Origin of the sequence: Allorhizobium pseudoryzae (genome assembly GCF_011046245.1) — a bacterium.
Classification (GTDB): Bacteria; Pseudomonadota; Alphaproteobacteria; order Rhizobiales; family Rhizobiaceae; genus Neorhizobium; species Neorhizobium pseudoryzae.
The window spans coordinates 1086712-1105783 of record NZ_CP049241.1; the positions used below are offsets into that span (position 1 = coordinate 1086712).

Here is a 19072-nt window from a genome sequence, read left to right on the forward strand (position 1 = left end):
ACCGGTCATGCATTGGCGGGCATGGGCAGAGGAGTCTGTTAAGCGGGTGCACAAAACGTAGTCCGGCAAAACACAACCAATGATAGCGGAGACCATTCAGTGGCATTGAGTGCAAAGATTGCCCAGACCGATACCTGGTCACATGCTTCTGCCGCACGCATGGAAGAGGCGCGCTCGCGCATCGAGCAGCGTTTCCTGGATGGCGGTGCCGTGCTCTTGTCGGTACTCGACGTGCTGAACAAGATGATTTCGTCGCTCGATACCCTGACCAGCTCGCTGGACGAGGAAACGGCGGGCGCCACGCTGAATGAGCTGGGTTCGACGGCGGCGGCGTTGTCGTCGCTCACGCAGAATGAAGGCTCACGCCAGATCCAGTTCCGCGAGATCGCCGCGACCGAACGGCTGGTGCGTCCGCATGTGACCAGCATGCAGGAAACCCTGCGCTATCTCCGGACCTTTGCCGTGACCGCCAAGATCACCGGCGCCGGGATTGCCGATTTCGCCGGTTTTGCCGAAGAGATCCTGCAGCGCATTCAAGAAGGCAGCGACCAGGTCAACCGTTTCTCCGACAGCCTGACGCAGCTCGGCGCCGGCATCGGCCCCGTGATTGCCAAGGGTGACGACATTGTCACCCGCTATGGACAGACTGTTCCGCGGATCATCGCCGCCCTGACCGGCGGCATGGACCAGCTGCGGCTGCAGCGCGAGACGCTGGCCAAACGGGCCGACGAGGTCAAGCGGATCGCCATGGGCGTTCAGAACAAGCTCGCATCGGTTCTCTCCTCGATGCAGGTGGGCGATATCACGCGCCAGAGGATTGAGCACTGCCAGGCGAGCTTCGAACAGCTGGCCGACTATCTGGCATCCGCCGAGGCCAGCATCCTGACACAGGATCAACGTGGCCGGCTTTCGAACCTCGTCGCCAGTCTGGTTCTCAGCCAGCTCGACCAGTCGCGCGGCGATTTCGACCGCGACACCGGCAAGATCATCGACACAATCGCCAGCTTCCGCTCGGATCTTTTCCAGATCACCGATATTCAGAGATCGATGATCGGTGAAGACGGTGGCGACAATGCCTTTTCGATGCGCACGCTGGAGGGCGGCGTGACAGAGGCGCGCGAAGCCGTGCGCGAGATCGAAAAGGTGGCCGCCGCGGCCGCAGAAATGACCCGGCAGATTCTTACCACCGTGCAGACCCTGCTCGACGGCATCAGCCTCGTGCAGGTGGTGCGCGGCGACATTCATTACATGGCGCTCAACACCAACCTGCGCTGCGGCAAGATCGGCGAAGAAGGCAAGGCGATCAATGTCGTCACCGCCGAGCTGCGCATCTTTGCCGGCCAGCTGGACGAGGTTGCCGAAAAGATCGTCGGAGAGCTGAAGGGCCTCGAAACCGCGGCGCAGGCCCTGATCGACGAACCGCAGGACATGATCGAGGTCGGCAGCCTCGATGCCCGCCTCGACAATGCCCTGCAGAGAATTCGCAGCGTCTGCACCCGCATGGAGGCCGATCTCAAGCAGATGAGCGGGGACGGCCAGCGCGGGATCGAGCAGATGAACACGGCGCTCGCCAAGCTCGATTTCCAGGCCGACCTCGGCGAGGTTCTGCGCCGGTGTGCCGAAGACATCCAACTCGATCCGGCCCACGGCCTCAGCACGGAGGGTCTCGACGAGGCCATCGCCGTCCTTGGTCCGCGCATCAACCGGCTCTACACCATGGCCTCGGAGCGGGAGCTGCACGCAGCGATCCTCGGAACGGCCGCACCGGAAGAAGCACCGCTGACGGTGCTCTCCGACGACGACCTGGATGCGGCGCTCTTCTGATCAGTCATCGACGTGATCATGGCCGCCATTGCGGCCGGGACGCCAATAGCCTTCCGAAGCGATCTGCTCACGCGTCAGGCCGCGGGAGATCAGGTGATGGCGCTGGGTGCGCACATTGCTGGTCTCGCCGATGATCAACGCCTGCCCCTTGCCGTCCGGCAGGCCGAAGGCGGCGATGCGGTCGAGCATGATGCTGCTCGGTCCGGCCGGGCCGCGATGGATCCATTCGATCGCCACATCGCCCTTCGTCTCAAAACTCTGCTGCCAGGACGAATCCTGCACCTCGACGAAGGCGAAGGCCCGCGCACCGGCTGGCAGATGTTCCAGAATATGCAGGATGCCGGGAATGCAGGTCTCGTCGCCGGTGATCAGATGCCAATCGGCTTGCGGATTGAAGACGATGCGTCCGCGCGGACCCTTCACCTCCACCGTATCGCCGGGTTTGGCGTTCCGGGCGAAATTCGGCCCGAGCGTTGCGCCGTGCATGACGAAATCGACGGCGATCACGCCGGTCTGCCGGTCGAGGCTGCGGATCGTATAATGGCGCCGGCCGAGTTCCCCGGAGGGATCGGGCAGAAAGAAGACGATATCCTGGCCGGGCTTATAGGAAAATTCGGAGATGCGGTCGGTGGTGAAGAGAACCCGCCGCATGCCGGCCGAAAGATCGAAGGCATCCTTGATCGTCAGCGTCCAGGCGGGAAGCTGCGGACGCTGGCGGGGCGGCTGGGCTGACGGTTGAGCGGGCTGATCCATCCTGTGCTCCATCTTTTTAGAGACAAGACCGCTACGGGTGCGGCCTCAAACAGGGATGCTGGATAGCGTTTTATTCCTTCCTATTAAAGTCATCTTTTTCTGTGCCAGCCGGCGGAGGACCGTTTCACCCGATCCAGACACGCAAAACAGGCCCCGAAGGGCCTGCCGCAGAGGATAAGGCTGACGTTATACGCTACGCTGCAGCTCCAGTTCTTCCGCATGCCGTCGTTCCATCCGGTTGTGTCGGATCGACGACCAGAGCGAAAGGCCGATGAGGCCGGCACCGCCAAGACCGGTGATGACCTCCGGAATATGCACGAGCGTCTGGACATACATGATCACCGAGAGGATCAGGATCGCGTAGAAGGCGCCATGCTCCAGATAGCGGTATTCGGCGAGCGTGCCCTTTTCCACCAGCATGATCGTCATGGAGCGGACATACATGGCGCCGATGCCAAGACCGATCGCAATGATGAAGAGGTTCTGGGTGAGGGCAAAGGCGCCGATCACGCCGTCGAAGGAGAAGCTGGCATCCAGCACTTCGAGGTAGATGAATGCGCCGAGTCCGCCCTTCGCCGCCTCGCTCATGGCCTTTTGCGAGGCATCGAGCGCACCGCCGAGCACTTCCACCAGCAGGAAGGTCAGGAGGCCGTAGACGGCCGCATGCACGAAGGTGGAGGCCTCCGCTTCCGGCAGCAGTTGCGAAAAGAGCATGATCAGCAGCAGCACGAAGGCGATCTCGACGCCCTTGATGGTGGCGAAGCGCGCCACCCGGCTCTCGATCACCTCGACCCAGTGCACGTCCTTCTCGTGATTGAAGAAGAAGGTAAGGCCGACCATCATCAGGAAGGTGCCGCCGAAGGCGGCGATCGGCAGATGCGCCTCATGCATGATGCGCGCATATTCCTCCGGCCGTGCGGCGGCGAGGATGATCGCATCGATCGGGCCGATGCCGGCGGCAATCACCACGATCAGCAGGGGGAAGACGATGCGCATGCCGAAGACGGCGATCAGGATGCCCCAGGTGAGGAAGCGCTGCTGCCAGACCGGCGTCATGTCCTTCAGCTTGTTGGCATTCACGATGGCATTGTCGAAGGAGAGCGAGATCTCGAGGACCGCCAGCACCGCACAGATGAAAAAGACGGTCAGCATGCCGCCGATCGTGCCGGTCGATTGCCAGCCCAGCACACCGCCGAGGATGAGGCCGATGACGGTGACGATGAAGGCCCAGCGGAAATAGCCGAGCATGCTGTTGGAGGAGGTGGGCTGGCTCATGCGGAGACCTCCTGACGGCAGGCCGTGTCAGAGGTTTTCAGGTTCAATGCAGAAAAGGGACGCACGCCGAAGGGTGCACCCGGTATCAGGATGGTAGGCATCATGGTTGCTTCAATCCGCCGGCTCAATTTGCAGGCGGTACCGACATCGCGAGAGCGCCGTAAAAACTCTCGCCAGAGGGGCCCGGCACCAAAGTTCAATCCCCGGTATCGGTTCTTGTTCGGGGAGACAGTCCGAACATGGCGAATTCTTGCCAAAGGTCAAGATCATCCGTCACGATCGGCACAGCGACAGGCGCCCGAAGCACCCCTCTCAGCCAAGAAATCGGTCTGAAACAGCGGCAAACCTTGACCTTTGCCGCAACTGAGGGCATGGAGCACGCCTGCCCGCGCCATCTGGTCTGGTTTCTGTTATTCTGCCGACCTCAAGATTGGCCCGAAGGAAAGAAAAACAACAATGAGCAAAGCTACATCCTCTGCGCCGTCGCAGCGCATGCTGCGTGTTGGCGAACAGGTTCGCGCCGCAATCACCCAGGTGCTCCAGCGCGGCGACGTGCGGGACGACCTCATCGAGAAGACCGTCATTTCCGTCTCCGAAGTACGCATGTCGCCGGACCTGAAGATTGCGACGGCCTATGTGACTCCGCTTGGCGTCTCCGACCATGCCAAGGTGATCGAAGCGCTGAACCGCAATGCGAAGTTCATCCGCGGACGCCTGGGCGGCCAGCTGCGCCAGATGAAATACATGCCGGAAGTTCGTTTCCGCGACGATACCAGCTTCGACAATTACAAGAAGATCGACGAGCTGCTGCGCTCGCCCGAAGTGCAGCGCGATCTTGCCGGCGAGACCGGTTCAGACGAACAAGACTGACAAGACAAGAGCAAGATGTCCAAACCCCGCAAACCCAAGGGCCGGCCGGTTTCCGGCTGGCTGATCCTCGACAAGCCGGTCGATTTCGGCTCCACCGAAGCCGTCGGCAAGATCAAGTGGCTGTTCAACGCCCAGAAGGCGGGCCATGCCGGCACGCTCGATCCGCTCGCCTCCGGCATGCTGCCGATCGCGCTTGGCGACGCCACCAAGACCGTGCCTTACGTCATGGACGGCCGCAAGATCTACGAGTTCACCGTGACCTGGGGCGAGGAACGTTCGACGGACGACCTGGAGGGCGAGGTCACCGAGACCTCGACCAACCGTCCGACCGAAGAGGCGATCCGCGCGCTGCTGCCGCGCTATACCGGCACCATCAGCCAGATTCCGCCGCAGTTTTCGGCGATCAAGATCGCTGGCGAGCGGGCCTATGACCTGGCCCGCGAGGGCGAGACGGTGGAGATCCCTTCGCGTGATGTGGAAATCCACCGGTTGACGCTGCTGAAGGTCGAAACCGATCGCGCCTTCTTCGAAGTCGAATGCGGCAAGGGCACCTATGTGCGGTCGCTGGCGCGCGATTTCGGCCGCGAACTCGGCTGCTTCGGCCACATCTCCGGACTGCGCCGCACCTTTGTCGCGCCCTTTGCCGAAGAGACGATGGTGCCGCTCGCTGACCTGGTCGCTCTCGAGGCGATCGAAGACCGCGACGAGCGGCTTGCCGCACTGGATGCCTTCCTTGTCGAGACCAGCGAGGCGCTTTCGGCCCTGCCGCAGATCCGCATCACCGGCGATCAGGCGCATCGCCTGCGCATGGGCAACCCGATCATCCTGCGCGGCCGCGATGCGCCCGTGGCGGAACCGGAAGCCGTGGCGCTGGCCGATGGCAGACTGGTGGCAATCGGCGAGATCGGCCAGGGCGAGTTCCGCCCGAAGCGGGTCTTTGCCTGAAATACGGCGGCAGAACATGCCTCTTCCCAAGGCGGGCCGAATGGTTTATAGGCACCGCCAGCTAGATGTGCGCTGTGCTGCGCTCTTAGCTTTCATGGCCAAGGCTGGACGACATCCCGGCCTTACGGCGACCCTTCCATCCTCACATCGAAAGGATCCACGATGTCGATCACTGCAGAGCGCAAGGCCGCCCTCATCAAGGAATACGCAATCAAGGAAGGCGACACCGGTTCACCGGAAGTTCAGGTCGCAATCCTGACCGAGCGTATCACCAACCTGACGGAGCACTTCAAGGGTCACAAGAAGGACAACCACTCGCGTCGTGGCCTTCTGACCATGGTTTCGACCCGCCGTTCGCTTCTCGACTACGTCAAGAAGCAGGACGAGGCTCGTTACACGAAGCTGATCACCAGCCTCGGTATCCGTCGCTAAGACAAACAATCCGGCGGGCAATCAGTCGATTGTCCGCCGGTTGTCCATCCGGGCAAGACAGTCCGGACCGAATGCTGCCCGAGACGGGCGAAACTTTGTGGCGGGCCCGGATGGGCCGGACCTGCCAAAACGTAACCGATGACCTGTCATGGGGCAGGATTGCCGGATGCTTTCGCCGCGCTGAGATGCGGCGAGCGATGATCAGGATCGTTGTTTCCGATCATCCTGTCCGTGTTCGAACCGAGTGTCGGACCGCTGAAAGCCTCCCGTTGTCTTGCCCGTGATCGCGTCACCACAAGCGCAGGCCTGAGCCCGCATCTTCTCCGGAAGAGGCGTTGCCGCCGCGCAAGAAGGACTTGAATCATGTTCAATACGCATTCCGTCGAAATCGAATGGGCAGGCCGCCCGCTGAAGCTGGAAACGGGCAAGATTGCCCGCCAGGCTGACGGCGCCGTCATCGCCACCTATGGCGAGACCGTTGTTCTGGCCACCGTCGTTTCCGCCAAGGAGCCGAAGCCGGGCCAGGATTTCTTCCCGCTCACCGTCAACTACCAGGAAAAGACCTACGCCGCCGGCAAGATCCCGGGTGGCTACTTCAAGCGCGAAGGCCGTCCGTCGGAAAACGAAACGCTCGTTTCCCGCCTGATCGACCGCCCGATCCGCCCGCTCTTCCCGGAAGGCTACAAGAACGACACGCAGGTCGTCGTCACCGTCATCCAGCATGACCTGGAAAACAACCCGGACATCCTGTCGATGGTCGCCACCTCGGCAGCGCTGACACTCTCCGGCGTGCCCTTCATGGGTCCGGTCGGCGGCGCCCGCGTCGGTTACATCAACGGCGAATACGTTCTCAACCCGCATCTCGACGAGATGGACGAGTCGAGCCTCGACCTCGTTGTTGCCGGCACGCAGGACGCCGTGCTGATGGTTGAGTCGGAAGCCAAGGAACTGAACGAAGACGTCATGCTCGGCGCCGTCATGTTCGGCCACAAGGGTTTCCAGCCGGTCATCGATGCGATCATCAAGCTTGCCGAAGTCGCAGCCAAGGAGCCGCGCGAATTCGAACCGGAAGATCATTCCGAACTCGAAGCCGAAATGCTGAAGCTGGCCGAAGCCGAACTGCGCGACGCCTACAAGATCACCCAGAAGGCTGACCGTTACGCTGCCGTCGATGCCGTGAAGGCCAAGGTGAAGGCGCACTTCCTGCCGGCAGACGGCGAAGCCAAGTACACGGCGGAAGTCGTTGGCGCCGTCTTCAAGCACCTGCAGGCAAAGATCGTCCGCTGGAACATTCTCGACACGAAGAGCCGCATCGACGGCCGTGACCTGGAAACGGTTCGCGCCATCGTCTCGGAAGTCGGCATCCTGCCGCGCACGCACGGTTCGGCCCTCTTCACCCGTGGCGAGACCCAGGCGATCGTTGTCGCCACGCTCGGCACCGGCGAAGACGAACAGTATGTCGACAGCCTGACCGGCATGTACAAGGAACGCTTCCTTCTGCATTACAACTTCCCGCCCTACTCGGTCGGTGAAACCGGTCGCATGGGCTCCCCGGGCCGCCGCGAAATCGGCCATGGCAAGCTCGCATGGCGCGCCATCCGCCCGATGCTGCCGACGCCGGAACAGTTCCCCTACACTCTGCGCGTCGTCTCCGAGATCACCGAGTCGAACGGCTCGTCCTCGATGGCCACCGTCTGCGGCACCTCGCTTGCTCTGATGGACGCCGGCGTTCCTCTGGCAAAGCCGGTTGCCGGCATCGCCATGGGCCTGATCCTGGAAGGCGATCGCTTCGCGGTTCTCTCCGACATCCTCGGTGACGAAGACCACCTCGGCGACATGGACTTCAAGGTGGCCGGCACCGCTGACGGCATCACCTCGCTGCAGATGGACATCAAGATCGCCGGCATCACCGAAGAGATCATGAAGGTCGCTCTCGGTCAGGCCAAGGGTGGTCGCAACCACATCCTCGGCGAAATGGCCAATGCCCTGTCCGAAAGCCGCGGCCAGCTCGGCGAATTCGCACCGCGCATCGAAGTGATGAACATTCCGGTCGACAAGATCCGTGAAGTCATCGGTTCGGGCGGCAAGGTCATCCGCGAAATCGTTGAAAAGACCGGCGCTAAGATCAACATCGAAGACGACGGCACCGTGAAGATCGCCTCCGCCTCCGGCAAGGAAATCGAAGCGGCCCGCAAGTGGATCCACTCCATCGTGGCCGAGCCGGAAGTCGGCGCCATCTACGAAGGCACGGTCGTCAAGACCGCCGACTTCGGCGCCTTCGTCAACTTCTTCGGCGCCCGCGACGGCCTCGTGCACATCTCGCAGCTCGCGTCCGAGCGCGTGGCGAAGACCTCCGACGTCGTCAAGGAAGGCGACAAGGTCTGGGTCAAGCTGATGGGCTTCGATGAGCGCGGCAAGGTTCGCCTGTCGATGAAGGTCGTCGATCAGGCCACCGGCCAGGAAATCAAGAAGGCCGAAGGCGGCGAAGCTGCTGCCGAGTAAGCTTTTCAAGCTTTCCATGTTCCTGGGGCGCGGGAGGTTTCCGCGCCCTTTTTGCTATTTTAGATCCGGAAGACGACCATGATCCGTGATGCCGTAAAAACCCTGTTCCATCCCTTCTCCACCGGCACGCTTCCCGTTCCGGGCGAAGGAGACCGTATTCTGTTCCTCGGCGCCGAAGCCGGCCCGCGCCTGCCGGAGGGCTTTGCCGCGGATATCGTCAACGTGCAGCCTCTGCGCCCGCTCTATCGGCCGCTCAGCGTCAACGGCGCGCATGTGGTGCCGGAGGTGGAGGGCGAGGCCTATGACGGCGCGCTGATCCTCTGCGGCAAGCACAAGGGCGAAAACGAGGGGAACGTGGCCGAGGCGCTCGCCCGCGTGAAGGAAGGCGGCCTGATCGTGCTCGCCGGCTCCAAGGAAGACGGCGTGCAGCCGCTGCGCAAGCAAATCGCCAATCTCGGTTTTGCCATCGAACACATGCCGAAATATCACGGCGTGGTGGCCTGGTTCACCCGCCCCTCGGATGTCTCGGCAGCTGTCGCCAAGTTTGCCAAGCAGCCGCAGCTGATCGAGAACCGTTTTGAGACCGTGCCCGGCACCTTCTCGCATGACCGGATCGATGCCGGATCGGAACTCCTCGCCAGCCGCCTGCCGCGGGATTTCGACGGCAATGCCGCCGATCTCGGCGCCGGCTGGGGCTATCTCTCCGTGATGCTGGCGGAAGCATCACCGCGCACCAACCGCATCGACCTCTTCGAGGCCGATCACCGGGCGCTGGAATTTGCGAAGAAGAACCTGGCGGCCAACTGCCCGGATCTCGCCGCACGTTTCTTCTGGCAGGACCTCGTTTCCGAGCCGGTCAAGGAGAAGTACGACCTCGTCATCATGAACCCGCCCTTCCATGAGGGCCATGCCGCCGATCCGGCAATCGGCCAGGCCTTCATCAAGGCCGCCGCCTCGGCGCTCAGGATCGGCGGCCAGCTGCTGATGGTGGCCAATCGCGGCCTGCCTTACGAGCCGGTGCTGGCGTCCGAGTTCAAGGAGAGCAGCGAAGTGTGCCGCAACGCGCGCTTCAAGGTGCTGCAGGCACGCAAGTAATTCGGTCTGACCGGTCAAACATGCAAAAGGCCCCGGATGCGGTGACGCATCCGGGGCCTTGTTGTTTCAGGATGATGCCGAGGCTTATTCCGCGTCGGCGTTGCGCAGGCGGTCCAGCGTCGGCAGCGAGGTGATGTTGTAGCCGGCATCCACATAATGGATTTCGCCGGTCACACCACGCGACAGGTCCGACAGGAGATAGAGGGCGGAACCGCCGATATCCTCGATCGTCGCGGTGCGGCGGAGCGGCGAGTTCTTCTGGTTCCACGAATAGATGGCGCGCGCATCCGAAATGCCGGCACCGGCCAGCGTGCGCACCGGACCGGCGGAGATCGCGTTGACGCGAATGCCCTTCGGACCGTAATCAGCAGCCAGATAGCGGACGGAGGATTCGAGCGCTGCCTTGGCGATGCCCATGACGTTGTAGTTCGGGATCACCCGCATGGAGCCGCCATAGGTCAGCGTCAGCATGGCGCCCTCATCGACCATCAGGTCCGCGGCGCGCTTGGCAATCTCGGTGAACGAGAAGCAAGAGATCACCATGGTGCGGCTGAAGTTTTCCCGCGTGGTGTCGGAATAAAGGCCCTTCAGCTCGTTCTTGTCGGAGAAGCCGATGGCGTGCACGACGAAGTCGAGCTTACCCCAGCGTTCCTTGATGGCGTCGAAGGTGGCATCGACGGAGGCCAGATCTTCCACGTCGCACGGCAGGACGAAGTCGGAGCCGACTTCGGCCGCCAGCGGCTTCACGCGCCGGCCCAGCGCCTCGCCCTGAAAGGTGAAGGCCAGTTCAGCACCCTGGGCGGCGAGCGCCTTGGAGATGCCCCAGGCGATCGAATGATTATTCGCGACGCCCATGATGAGGCCGCGCTTACCCTGCATGATACCGCTCATGGGTTTATCCGTTAAAACGCTGGAAGACGAGCGTGGCGTTAGTGCCGCCGAAGCCGAAGGAATTGGAGAGGGCAATATCGATCTTGGCATCGTCGATCCGTTCACGAACGATCGGCACGCCATCAAATTCCGGATCAAGTTCCTGGATATGCGCGCTTTCGCCAATGAAGCCCGCCTGCATCATCAACAGCGAATAGATCGATTCCTGCACGCCGGCCGCGCCCAGCGAATGGCCGGTCAGCGATTTGGTCGATTGGATGTGGGGCATCTTGTCGCCGAAGACTTCGCGGATGGCGCCGATTTCCTTCGAATCGCCAACCGGGGTCGAGGTGCCGTGGGTGTTGATATAATCGACCGTTCCATCGACCGTCTTCAGCGCCTGGCGCATGCAGCGGATCGCGCCTTCGCCCGACGGAGCGACCATGTCGTACCCGTCGGAAGTCGCACCGTAACCCACCACTTCAGCGTAGATCTTGGCGCCGCGGGCTTTTGCATGTTCAAGCTCTTCGAGCACCAGGACGCCTGCACCACCGGCAATGACGAAGCCATCACGGTTGGCGTCATAGGCGCGCGATGCGGTGGCTGCCTGGTCGTTGTACTTGGACGACATGGCGCCCATGGCATCGAAGAGGTTCGACATGGTCCAGTCGAGGTCCTCGTGACCGCCGGCAAACATCATGTCCTGCTTGCCCCACTGGATCATTTCCACGGCATTGCCGATGCAGTGTGCCGAGGTCGAGCAGGCCGACGAGATGGAATAGTTGACGCCGTGGATCTTGAACCAGGTGGCGAGCGTGGCAGAGGCCGTGGACGACATCGCCTTCGGCACGGCGAACGGGCCGATGCGCTTCGGGCTGTTGTTCTTGATGGTGATATCGGCGGCTTCGATCAGGGTGCGGGTGGAAGGACCGCCCGAGCCCATGATGATGCCGACGCGCTCGTTTTCGGCGTAATCCTTGTCTTCCAGACCGGAATCGGCAATCGCCTGCTTCATCGCCACGTGGTTCCAGGCGCCGCCCTGCGACAGGAAGCGCATGGCGCGACGATCGACAAGATCCGTGGTGTCGATGTTCGGACGACCCCAGACCTGGCACTTGAAGCCATGTTCGGCAAAGTCGCTGGAGAAGGAAATGCCGGACTTGGCATCGCGCAGAGAGGCGGTGACTTCCGTGGCATTGTTGCCGATCGAGGAAACCACACCGAGGCCGGTGACAACTACCCGTCGCATCTGATCTAACCCTTGTTTGTTTCCTGACGCACCCAAACCGCGTGTCCGGGCGTCTTATTTGTCCTTGGACAGCCCGACGCGCAGGTCGGATGCCTGATAGATGGTTTCGCCGTCCGCCTTCAGCCAGCCATCGGCGGTTCCGAGAACCAGACGACCGCGCATGACGCGCTTGAAGTCGATGCCGTATTCCAGGAGCTTGGTTTGCGGGCGGACCATGCCCTTGAACTTCACCTCGCCGGTGGACAGCGCCATCCCGCGGCCGGGCTCTCCCAGCCAGCCGAGGAAGAAGCCGGTCAGCTGCCACATGCCGTCGAGGCCGAGGCAGCCGGGCATGATGGGGTTGCCTTCGAAATGGCACGGAAAATACCAGTCGTCGGGCCGCACGTCATATTCCGCCCTCAGGTAGCCCTTGTCGAAAGCGCCGCCGGTTTCCGAGATCTCGGTGATCCGGTGCACCATCAACATGGGCGGCAGAGGCAGTTGCGCATTGCCTTGTCCGAAGAGTTCGCCATGGGCACAGGCAATGAGCTCTTCATAAGTGAAACTGGATTTTCTGCTGTCCATGAGGTTTCTGTGTCCCCCTCGTCGTCGGTTCATGCGTCTTTAAAGCAAGACCGTTATAAATTGAAGCGCAAGGCAGCGACAGCCCGAGATAATGGTTGCCGTTTCCGTAGTGAGATAGGTCCGCATATAGGAACCCGACCCGCCAAACTAGGGGACTCGCGGTCAATTTTTTGCATTTACCCGCCGCAAAACCAGAAGATTTGACGAAGCTATTGAAAGACAGACCGCCAAAAGTTATATCGAAAAATCGAGAAATATCGGGTTGACGGAGCTTGATCCCCCTATGGCCGACGCCATCATGGATGTGGAAACCAGATTGCGCCACTTCGGCTTGCGCCCGACGCGCCAGCGCGTGGCTCTGGCCGACCTTCTGTTTGCCAAGGGCGACCGCCACCTGACCGTGGAAGAACTGCACGAGGAAGCCACGACCGCCGGCGTTCCGGTCTCGCTCGCCACCGTCTACAACACGCTGCACCAGTTCACCGAAGCCGGACTGATTCGCGTTCTGGCCGTCGAAAGCGCCAAGACCTATTTCGACACCAATGTCTCCGATCACCACCACTTCTTCGTCGAAGGCCGCAACGAGGTGCTCGACATTCCGGTCAGCAACCTGCAGATCGACAATCTGCCGGCACCACCCGAGGGCATGGAAATCGCCCATGTGGATGTGATCATCCGCCTGCGCGAAAAGAAGTCCTGATCCTTACTTCCTCTTCTTTTTCATCGCCTCGTCAGGCGGGCGGCCGGGTCGTGCCCGGTAGCGCGGCAACGTCCAGCCGTGATGAATGGCACCGCCGCGCAGCGCAAAGGCCGTGAAGATGCCGGCAGCCGAGCTGTAGGGCAACGGCAACCCCAGGAGCGCCGTGGCCGTGAAGGCGGCAGCACCGGCCAGGGCAGCCGTGACGTAGATTTCCGGTCGCAGCAGGATGGACGGTTCGTTGGCGATCAGATCGCGCAGGATGCCGCCGAATGTCGCCGTCATCGTGCCGGTGACGATCGCGATCGTCGGCGAGCCGGTAATCGCCAGCCCCTTCGCCGCGCCCATCACGCTGTAGGCGGCAAGCCCGACGGCATCCAGCCAGATCAGCAGGCGATAGCGCCATTCGACCCGGTGGGCGGTCAAGAACAGGAAGATGCCAACGCCGGCGCAGACCAGCAGGTAGGTCGGGTCCTTCACCCAGAACACGGGTGCCTGCCCCAGCACCAGATCGCGCAGGGTGCCGCCGCCCACGCCGGTCGCTGCGGCAAAGAACAGGAAGCCGATGAGATCGAGCTGCTTGCGCGAGGCGGCCAGCGCACCGGTGGCCGCAAACAGAGCGACGCCTGCATAATCCAGAAGGGTCAGAAGGGACACGGCCATGGGGATCTCCGGCACCAGCGTCGCGCAAGCGCATTGTTCTTAATCATAGTCACCTAAACTCCCGGCGGCCATCGGATCGGCGGCTTTGTCTACAGAGGATTGAACAAGAGGAAGATGCTTGTGCGGATGATGTTCTTCGCGGCCGTTCACCTGATCGCGCTTGTGCTTTTGCCGTCGCTCGCCAGCGCGCAACAGCAACTGCTCAGCGATCCCGAGATCTACGAGAAGGATTTCTTCCGCAAGCAGTGCCAGAGCGTGCAGTTCGGCGAGAAGTTCATCACCCGTCTCGACATCAACAATGACGGCATCATCGATGCCATTGCCAATCACGGCGACCTGAGTTGCAACGGCAAACAGGGCGTCGGCTGCAACGACGAAGGCTGCCCCTATAATTTCTACCTTCAGGTCAAGGAGGGTGGATATTTCATGATCGCAACCGCCCAGATCTTCGGCTACGATTTCGTCAAGCGGTTCGGCAACATGGTGTTCGTCTTCAAGATGGCGCCGCATTACTGCGACCGGACCGACGACAAGGAATGCCAGATGACGGTTCGGGTGCGCGGTGCGCGCATGGTGACGATTTCCAGGCAGTGACGCTTTAGAAGGGCCAGTCGATGCGGCCCGCTGCATAGTAACCGAGGAGGCCCAGCCACTCGCGCACGGCGGTGGATGTATTCTGGGCATTCAGCGACGGCTGGGTGAAGTCGAAGCCGAGCGTCAGTGCTCCGCTGGTGCGGTAATCCACCGGCCAGGGCGTCACGCCAAGACCTGCCTTGGAAAACAGGGCGAGCGAGCGCGGCATATGGAAGGCAGATGTCACCAGCAGACAGTCTTTCAAGCCCTCCCGCGCGAGAAGCTCTTTCGTGTTCAGCGTGTTTTCCCAGGTGTTGCGGGAGTCATTCTCCCGGATCAGCCGCTCCGGCTGCACACCGAAGGACGTAAAGAACGCTGCCGAGGCGCCGGCCTCGCCCTCATAACGACCGCTGAACGAGCCATCTCCGCCAGAGACGAGGATTTTCGCTTCCGGATGCGCAAGAGCGAGGCGCAGGGTTTCCGTGTAGCGATCGGCAGCGGCATTGAACTCCACGCCGCCGCGCCCGCTCATCACCTCGTTCTCGACGCCACCGCCCAGCATGATGATGCAGGAGATGGTTTGCGGTGCTCCTTGAGGGCGTGGGATGCGGTCTTCCAAGGATTGCAGCAGCACATTACCGGTCGTCGTGTAGAGCGTCACGAACAGTATCAGGGCAGACGATCCCGCAAGACTGGCGCCGGTCCGCGACAGGCGCAGAAGACAAGCGAGCGCCGCAAGGGCTGCCAGGAAGAAGGCAAGCGAGAGCGGCTGCACCAGCAGCCAGAAGATCTTGGAGAGGTAGAACATCCATTACCTGCGTCTGGAGCTCGACAGGGTGCGCTGATTGAAACGCCAATGCAGGGTTCTGCGGATGAAAAGCGACGACAGTGCGACGATCATGGTGAGTGCCGCGGCAACGACGAGGGCATGATCCGGGATTGCAAGGCCAAGCAGAGCGCCGCACATGGCACCGGAGACCATGCCGAACCACGGCACGGCCTGGATCGTCCAGTCGAGATTGCGCTCTCCCATGATGAACCGGCCTATGCCGCGCCCCAGACGAGACAAGGCGCCGGTGACATAGGTGAGGCCGATCGGCAGACCCTCGATATGTTCGACGGTCGCATTGACCATGCCCATGGAGGCAACGACCAGATAAAAGCGCAGCAGGCGGAACTGCTCGGCCTCCAGGATCGCCGCAAAGGCGAGAAGCATGGCGACGCTGGCAAGCACGCCGAACATGCGGCGCGGCACCAGATGCGCAATCACGATGCCGAGCGCATTGCCGAGCACAAACACGAAAATGGCCGCCAGCAGAACGAAACCATGGCTCCAGTCGCCATCCGCCAGGGCAATGGCAGCCCGTGTCGTGTTGCCCGTCATGAACGAAACGAAATCGCCCGAGAGCCTGAGGCCGATCGCATCCGTCAGGCCCGCAATGAAGGATATCGCGGCAACGAGGCCAAGCCCCGTCCGTGTCCGCTGTGTTCGGATGATCTTGCGCCGTTTCTCGCGTGTCATGTGCTGCCCCAGGCTGCGCACGGAATAGCCCGCATGCGAATCGCCCCTGTGGCCAACCTAGCGGGTCGAAGCCCCCGCATGAAAGCACTTCCGCGACAGTCGCCTGATCACATTTCTGCGGTGATCAGGACAACAGCGTGAGGGTCAGCGGATGCTCCGGATCGGCGAGCCCGTCGATGACGTTGAAGTGGTGGCGGTCAGGCTCCACATAGGCGCCGGTTTCCGCGCCGAGCCCTAGCCAGAGGCTCGCCATCAGCGCGTTCTGGCGAAGGAACTCCGCCCGCTCGTTGCCGCCTGCCCAGCAGAAAAGCCGGGTTCCGGCTGATGGCAGCATCAGCACCGGGCTTTCAGCGGCGGCTTCCTGTGCATCGAGCTGCAGGTTCTTGTTGAGCCCGGTCAGCACCAGCGGCCTCAGGTCATGCACACCGGAGATGGAGACGACCGTGCGCACCCGCTCCCGCACCGGAGCGACAAGCGGCGATCCATCCGCCACCATGCGGGTGACGAGGTGGCCACCGGCGGAATGACCGGTCAGGTGGATCGGTCCGTCAATTTCACCCGCCGCATCGGCAATGGCTGCGGCAATCTCCATGACGATGTCGCCGACCCGCGCCTCGGGGCAGAGCGTGTAGCTTGGCATGGCCACCGCATAGCCATGGGCGAGACTTCCCGCCGCCAGGTGCGACCAGTAGGACTTGTCGAGTGCCTGCCAGTAGCCGCCATGCACGAAGACGACCAGCCCCTTTGGGGCCTCTTCCGGCAGAAAAAGATCGAACCGGTTGCGGGGCTTTTCGCCATAGGAGAGATCGAGCCTCGCGCGCCCTTGCGCCTCCAGCATCTCCCGGAAGGCTTTCGCCGGCTCCACCCAGGCAGCCGGCCAGCTGTCGCCCCGGGGAATGTTGGCGCCATTGGTATAGGCGTCGTTCCAGTCGGTGATCTTGTGAAAAAGCATCGAGTCCTCGCTGGTTCCTGCGGTCCGTTCCTGCCGCTCGTCAGAGTACCGTACGCACCCGCCACAATTCCGGGAAGAGCTCCACCTCCAGCATCTTCTTTAGATAATGCGTGCCGGATGTACCCCCTGTGCCCCGCTTGAAGCCGATGACGCGCTCGACCGTGGTGACGTGGTTGAAGCGCCAGCGGCGGAAATAATCCTCGAAATCCACCAGCTTTTCCGCCAGTTCGTAAAGAACCCAGTAACGGCGGGGCTCCGCATACACCGCGCGCCAGGCTTCCAGAACCGCTTCGCTTTCGCCGCGCTTTTCCCGCCAGGAGGTGCGTCCGGCCTCTTCCCCGATCTCGAAGCCATTGCGCCCGAGAAGCAGGATCGCCTCGTCATAGAGGCTGGGCCTCGCGAGGATCGCCTCCAGATGCTCGATCAGGTCCGGCCGGTGGCTATGCGGGCCGAGCATGGCGAGGTTGCGGTTGCCCGCCAGGAACTCGATCGCCCGGTACTGATAGGACTGAAAGCCGGAGGACTGGCCGAGCGCATTGCGAAACTCGGTATATTCGCTCGGCGTCATGGTGCGCAGCACGTCCCAGGCGCCGTTCAGCTGCTCGAAAATCCGCGCCACCCGCGCCAGCATCTTGAAGGCCGGCTGCGGATCGTCGCGGCGGATCGCGCTGATCGCAGACGTGATCTCGTGGATCGCGAGCTTCATCCAGAGTTCGGATGTCTGGTGCTGGATGATGAACAGCAGCTCATCATGCGCGGACGACAGCGGCTTCTGCGCCGACAGGATCGGATCGAGCTGCAGGTAATCGGTATAGGACATGCGTTCGCGGAAGGACATCTCGGCGCCTTCCTGGGCGGGATCATAGGTCTTGGATGTCACGTCACGAGCGCCTTCTTCTTGAATTGCGGTTGATCCCACAGCCGGTTGGTCATGATGTCCGCCAAGATCTCGACGCCGGCCATCACCTCCGCCTCACCGATATAAAGCGGGGTGAATCCGAAGCGGATGGCGTTCGGCGCACGGAAATCACCAATCACGCCGCGAGCGATCAGTGCCTGCATTATCGCGTAGCCTTCGTCATGCAGGAAGGAGACCTGGCTTCCGCGCCTCGCCGCGTCGCGCGGCGAACCGAGCGTCAGATCCGGGCAGCGCGCCTTGACCTCCGCAATGAAAAGCTCGCACAGTGCCACGGATTTCTGGCGCACATCCGCCATCTCGACCTCATCCCAGGCGTCGAGGGCGGCATCGAGAGCTGCGAGCGCCAGGATCGGCGGCGTGCCCACCCGCATGCGATCCACACCGTCTCCCGGGCGATAATGCAGATCGAAGGCAAAGGGCCGCTCATGCCCCAGCCAGCCGGACAGCGCTGGACGCGCCCGGTCGATCCAGCGGGGTGAGACATAGATGAAGGCCGGGGCGCCGGGACCGCCATTCAAGTACTTGTAGCTGCAGCCGACGGCAAAATCCGCATCCGCCCCCAGAAGATCGACCGGAATGGCGCCGGCCGAGTGGGCGAGATCCCAGACCGACAGCGCGCCCACCGCATGGGCCTTGGCGGTCAGCACCTTCATGTCATGCAGGCGACCGGTGCGATAATCCACCTCGGTCAGCATGGTGACGGCAACGGTCTCGTCGATGGCACCCTCGACCTCTTCCGGCGCCACGACCTTCAGTTCATAGCCGCGATCCAGCGTCTGGATGAGGCCTTCCGCCATGTAGAGATCGGAGGGGAAATTGCCGTTGTCGGTGAGGACGATGCGCCGTTTCGGATCCCGTTCGGCCATGATATCGATGGCGGAGGCCAGCGCCTGGTAAACCTTGATCGAGAGCGTGTCGCCCATCACCACGGTACCCTGCGGCGCACCGATCAACCGGCCGACCCGGTCACCAACGCGCCGCGGCATCATCATCCACGCAGCCTCGTTCCAGCCGCGGATCAGCATGTCGCCCCACTCGCCGGTCATCATGGCGGCCACACGATCGCGCGCTGCCTTGGGCAAAGGACCGAGCGAATTGCCATCCAGATAGATCACGCCGTCGGGCATGTAAAACAGGCTGCGCGTCTTGTCGAAATCCGTCATTTTCCAAACCTCTGTGCGCCAGGCCCGATCTGCGCCATTGACTGCGGCCGACCAGCCCCATCCGCTGGAACAATAGCAGAGACATTTGAAGTTTAAACTAGATTTTCGCTGCGACGGCGGGTTCTGACGATCCCTCGGCTGACTGATACCGGTCGAGGTCGCCCAAACTGTCAGTCCGCGACTTGGTGCGGGCGCAAGCAGCCT

Annotated in this window: 19 protein-coding genes; 8 read left to right on the top strand and 11 right to left on the bottom strand. The window is 62.1% G+C overall.

Translation table 11 applies throughout. The features are described from left to right. Positions 1-99: 99 nt before the first annotated feature. Positions 100-1824 carry a methyl-accepting chemotaxis protein gene (locus G6N78_RS05380; RefSeq protein WP_165216326.1) on the top strand — a complete coding sequence of 575 codons (1725 nt, stop codon included), beginning with the start codon at positions 100-102 and terminating at the stop codon, positions 1822-1824. Here G6N78_RS05380 and G6N78_RS05385 read toward each other — a convergent pair whose 3' ends face one another. Both G6N78_RS05385 and G6N78_RS05390 read right to left on the bottom strand, forming a co-directional pair. Continuing rightward, positions 1825-2577 (bottom strand): siderophore-interacting protein, encoded by a 753-nt coding sequence (locus G6N78_RS05385; RefSeq protein ID WP_165216327.1) that lies wholly within the window; start codon positions 2575-2577, stop codon positions 1825-1827. A 186-nt stretch (positions 2578-2763) separates the two neighbouring features. Then, positions 2764-3852 carry a DUF475 domain-containing protein gene (locus tag G6N78_RS05390; protein WP_165216328.1) on the bottom strand — a complete coding sequence of 363 codons (1089 nt, stop codon included), beginning with the start codon at positions 3850-3852 and terminating at the stop codon, positions 2764-2766. A 456-nt stretch (positions 3853-4308) separates the two neighbouring features. On the opposite strand from G6N78_RS05390, the gene rbfA reads away from it, so the two are divergent. The 5 genes from rbfA to G6N78_RS05415 all read left to right on the top strand — a co-directional run bounded on the left by rbfA (position 4309) and on the right by G6N78_RS05415 (position 9696). Further along, a complete protein-coding gene (rbfA, locus tag G6N78_RS05395) occupies positions 4309-4722 on the top strand; it encodes a 30S ribosome-binding factor RbfA (protein ID WP_165216330.1) in 414 nt (137 codons plus the stop codon). Between the two features lie 15 nt (positions 4723-4737). Next, a complete protein-coding gene (gene truB, locus G6N78_RS05400) occupies positions 4738-5667 on the top strand; it encodes a tRNA pseudouridine(55) synthase TruB (protein ID WP_165216331.1) in 930 nt (309 codons plus the stop codon). A gap of 162 nt (positions 5668-5829) precedes the next feature. Next, positions 5830-6099, top strand: a complete 270-nt coding sequence (gene rpsO, locus G6N78_RS05405) for a 30S ribosomal protein S15 (protein ID WP_102020548.1) — start codon at positions 5830-5832, stop codon at positions 6097-6099. A gap of 363 nt (positions 6100-6462) precedes the next feature. Next, the gene (pnp, locus tag G6N78_RS05410) at positions 6463-8601 is read left to right on the top strand and encodes a polyribonucleotide nucleotidyltransferase (RefSeq protein ID WP_165216333.1); all 2139 of its coding nucleotides are present in this window, start codon (positions 6463-6465) and stop codon (positions 8599-8601) included. Between the two features lie 78 nt (positions 8602-8679). Then, complete coding sequence (locus G6N78_RS05415) at positions 8680-9696, top strand: class I SAM-dependent methyltransferase (RefSeq protein ID WP_165216334.1); 1017 nt, start codon at positions 8680-8682, stop codon at positions 9694-9696. Positions 9697-9780: 84 nt separating this feature from the next. Here the strand turns inward: G6N78_RS05415 and fabI are convergent, their stop codons facing one another. The 3 genes from fabI to fabA are packed head-to-tail and all read right to left on the bottom strand — an operon-like array spanning position 9781 to position 12379. Further along, positions 9781-10587 carry an enoyl-ACP reductase FabI gene (gene fabI / locus G6N78_RS05420; protein ID WP_165216336.1) on the bottom strand — a complete coding sequence of 269 codons (807 nt, stop codon included), beginning with the start codon at positions 10585-10587 and terminating at the stop codon, positions 9781-9783. A gap of 4 nt (positions 10588-10591) precedes the next feature. Further along, on the bottom strand, positions 10592-11815 hold the full coding sequence (gene fabB, locus G6N78_RS05425; protein ID WP_165216338.1) for a beta-ketoacyl-ACP synthase I: 1224 nt from the start codon (positions 11813-11815) through the stop codon (positions 10592-10594). A 54-nt stretch (positions 11816-11869) separates the two neighbouring features. Continuing rightward, positions 11870-12379 (bottom strand): 3-hydroxyacyl-[acyl-carrier-protein] dehydratase FabA, encoded by a 510-nt coding sequence (gene fabA / locus G6N78_RS05430; RefSeq protein ID WP_165216339.1) that lies wholly within the window; start codon positions 12377-12379, stop codon positions 11870-11872. 283 nt (positions 12380-12662) lie between these two features. On the opposite strand from fabA, the gene irrA reads away from it, so the two are divergent. Next, on the top strand, positions 12663-13079 hold the full coding sequence (gene irrA, locus G6N78_RS05435) for an iron response transcriptional regulator IrrA (RefSeq protein WP_165216341.1): 417 nt from the start codon (positions 12663-12665) through the stop codon (positions 13077-13079). A 3-nt stretch (positions 13080-13082) separates the two neighbouring features. Here irrA and G6N78_RS05440 read toward each other — a convergent pair whose 3' ends face one another. After that, on the bottom strand, positions 13083-13733 hold the full coding sequence (locus G6N78_RS05440; RefSeq protein WP_165221314.1) for a trimeric intracellular cation channel family protein: 651 nt from the start codon (positions 13731-13733) through the stop codon (positions 13083-13085). Positions 13734-13865: 132 nt separating this feature from the next. Here G6N78_RS05440 and G6N78_RS05445 point away from each other — a divergent pair, with 132 nt between their 5' ends. Next, positions 13866-14333 (top strand): hypothetical protein, encoded by a 468-nt coding sequence (locus G6N78_RS05445; RefSeq protein ID WP_234905887.1) that lies wholly within the window; start codon positions 13866-13868, stop codon positions 14331-14333. A gap of 4 nt (positions 14334-14337) precedes the next feature. Here G6N78_RS05445 and G6N78_RS05450 read toward each other — a convergent pair whose 3' ends face one another. The 5 genes from G6N78_RS05450 to kynU all read right to left on the bottom strand — a co-directional run bounded on the left by G6N78_RS05450 (position 14338) and on the right by kynU (position 18868). Then, a complete protein-coding gene (locus G6N78_RS05450) occupies positions 14338-15120 on the bottom strand; it encodes a YdcF family protein (protein WP_165216348.1) in 783 nt (260 codons plus the stop codon). Between the two features lie 3 nt (positions 15121-15123). Continuing rightward, positions 15124-15834: a YoaK family protein gene (locus G6N78_RS05455; RefSeq protein WP_165216350.1), complete on the bottom strand. Its 711-nt coding sequence runs from the start codon at positions 15832-15834 to the stop codon at positions 15124-15126. 124 nt (positions 15835-15958) lie between these two features. Beyond that, positions 15959-16786 carry a hormone-sensitive lipase gene (locus G6N78_RS05460; RefSeq protein ID WP_165216352.1) on the bottom strand — a complete coding sequence of 276 codons (828 nt, stop codon included), beginning with the start codon at positions 16784-16786 and terminating at the stop codon, positions 15959-15961. Between the two features lie 40 nt (positions 16787-16826). Continuing rightward, the gene (gene kynA, locus G6N78_RS05465; RefSeq protein WP_165216353.1) at positions 16827-17666 is read right to left on the bottom strand and encodes a tryptophan 2,3-dioxygenase; all 840 of its coding nucleotides are present in this window, start codon (positions 17664-17666) and stop codon (positions 16827-16829) included. Further along, complete coding sequence (gene kynU / locus G6N78_RS05470; RefSeq protein WP_165216355.1) at positions 17663-18868, bottom strand: kynureninase; 1206 nt, start codon at positions 18866-18868, stop codon at positions 17663-17665. Before kynU ends, kynA begins: the two co-directional genes overlap by 4 nt. Positions 18869-19072 lie beyond the last annotated feature (204 nt).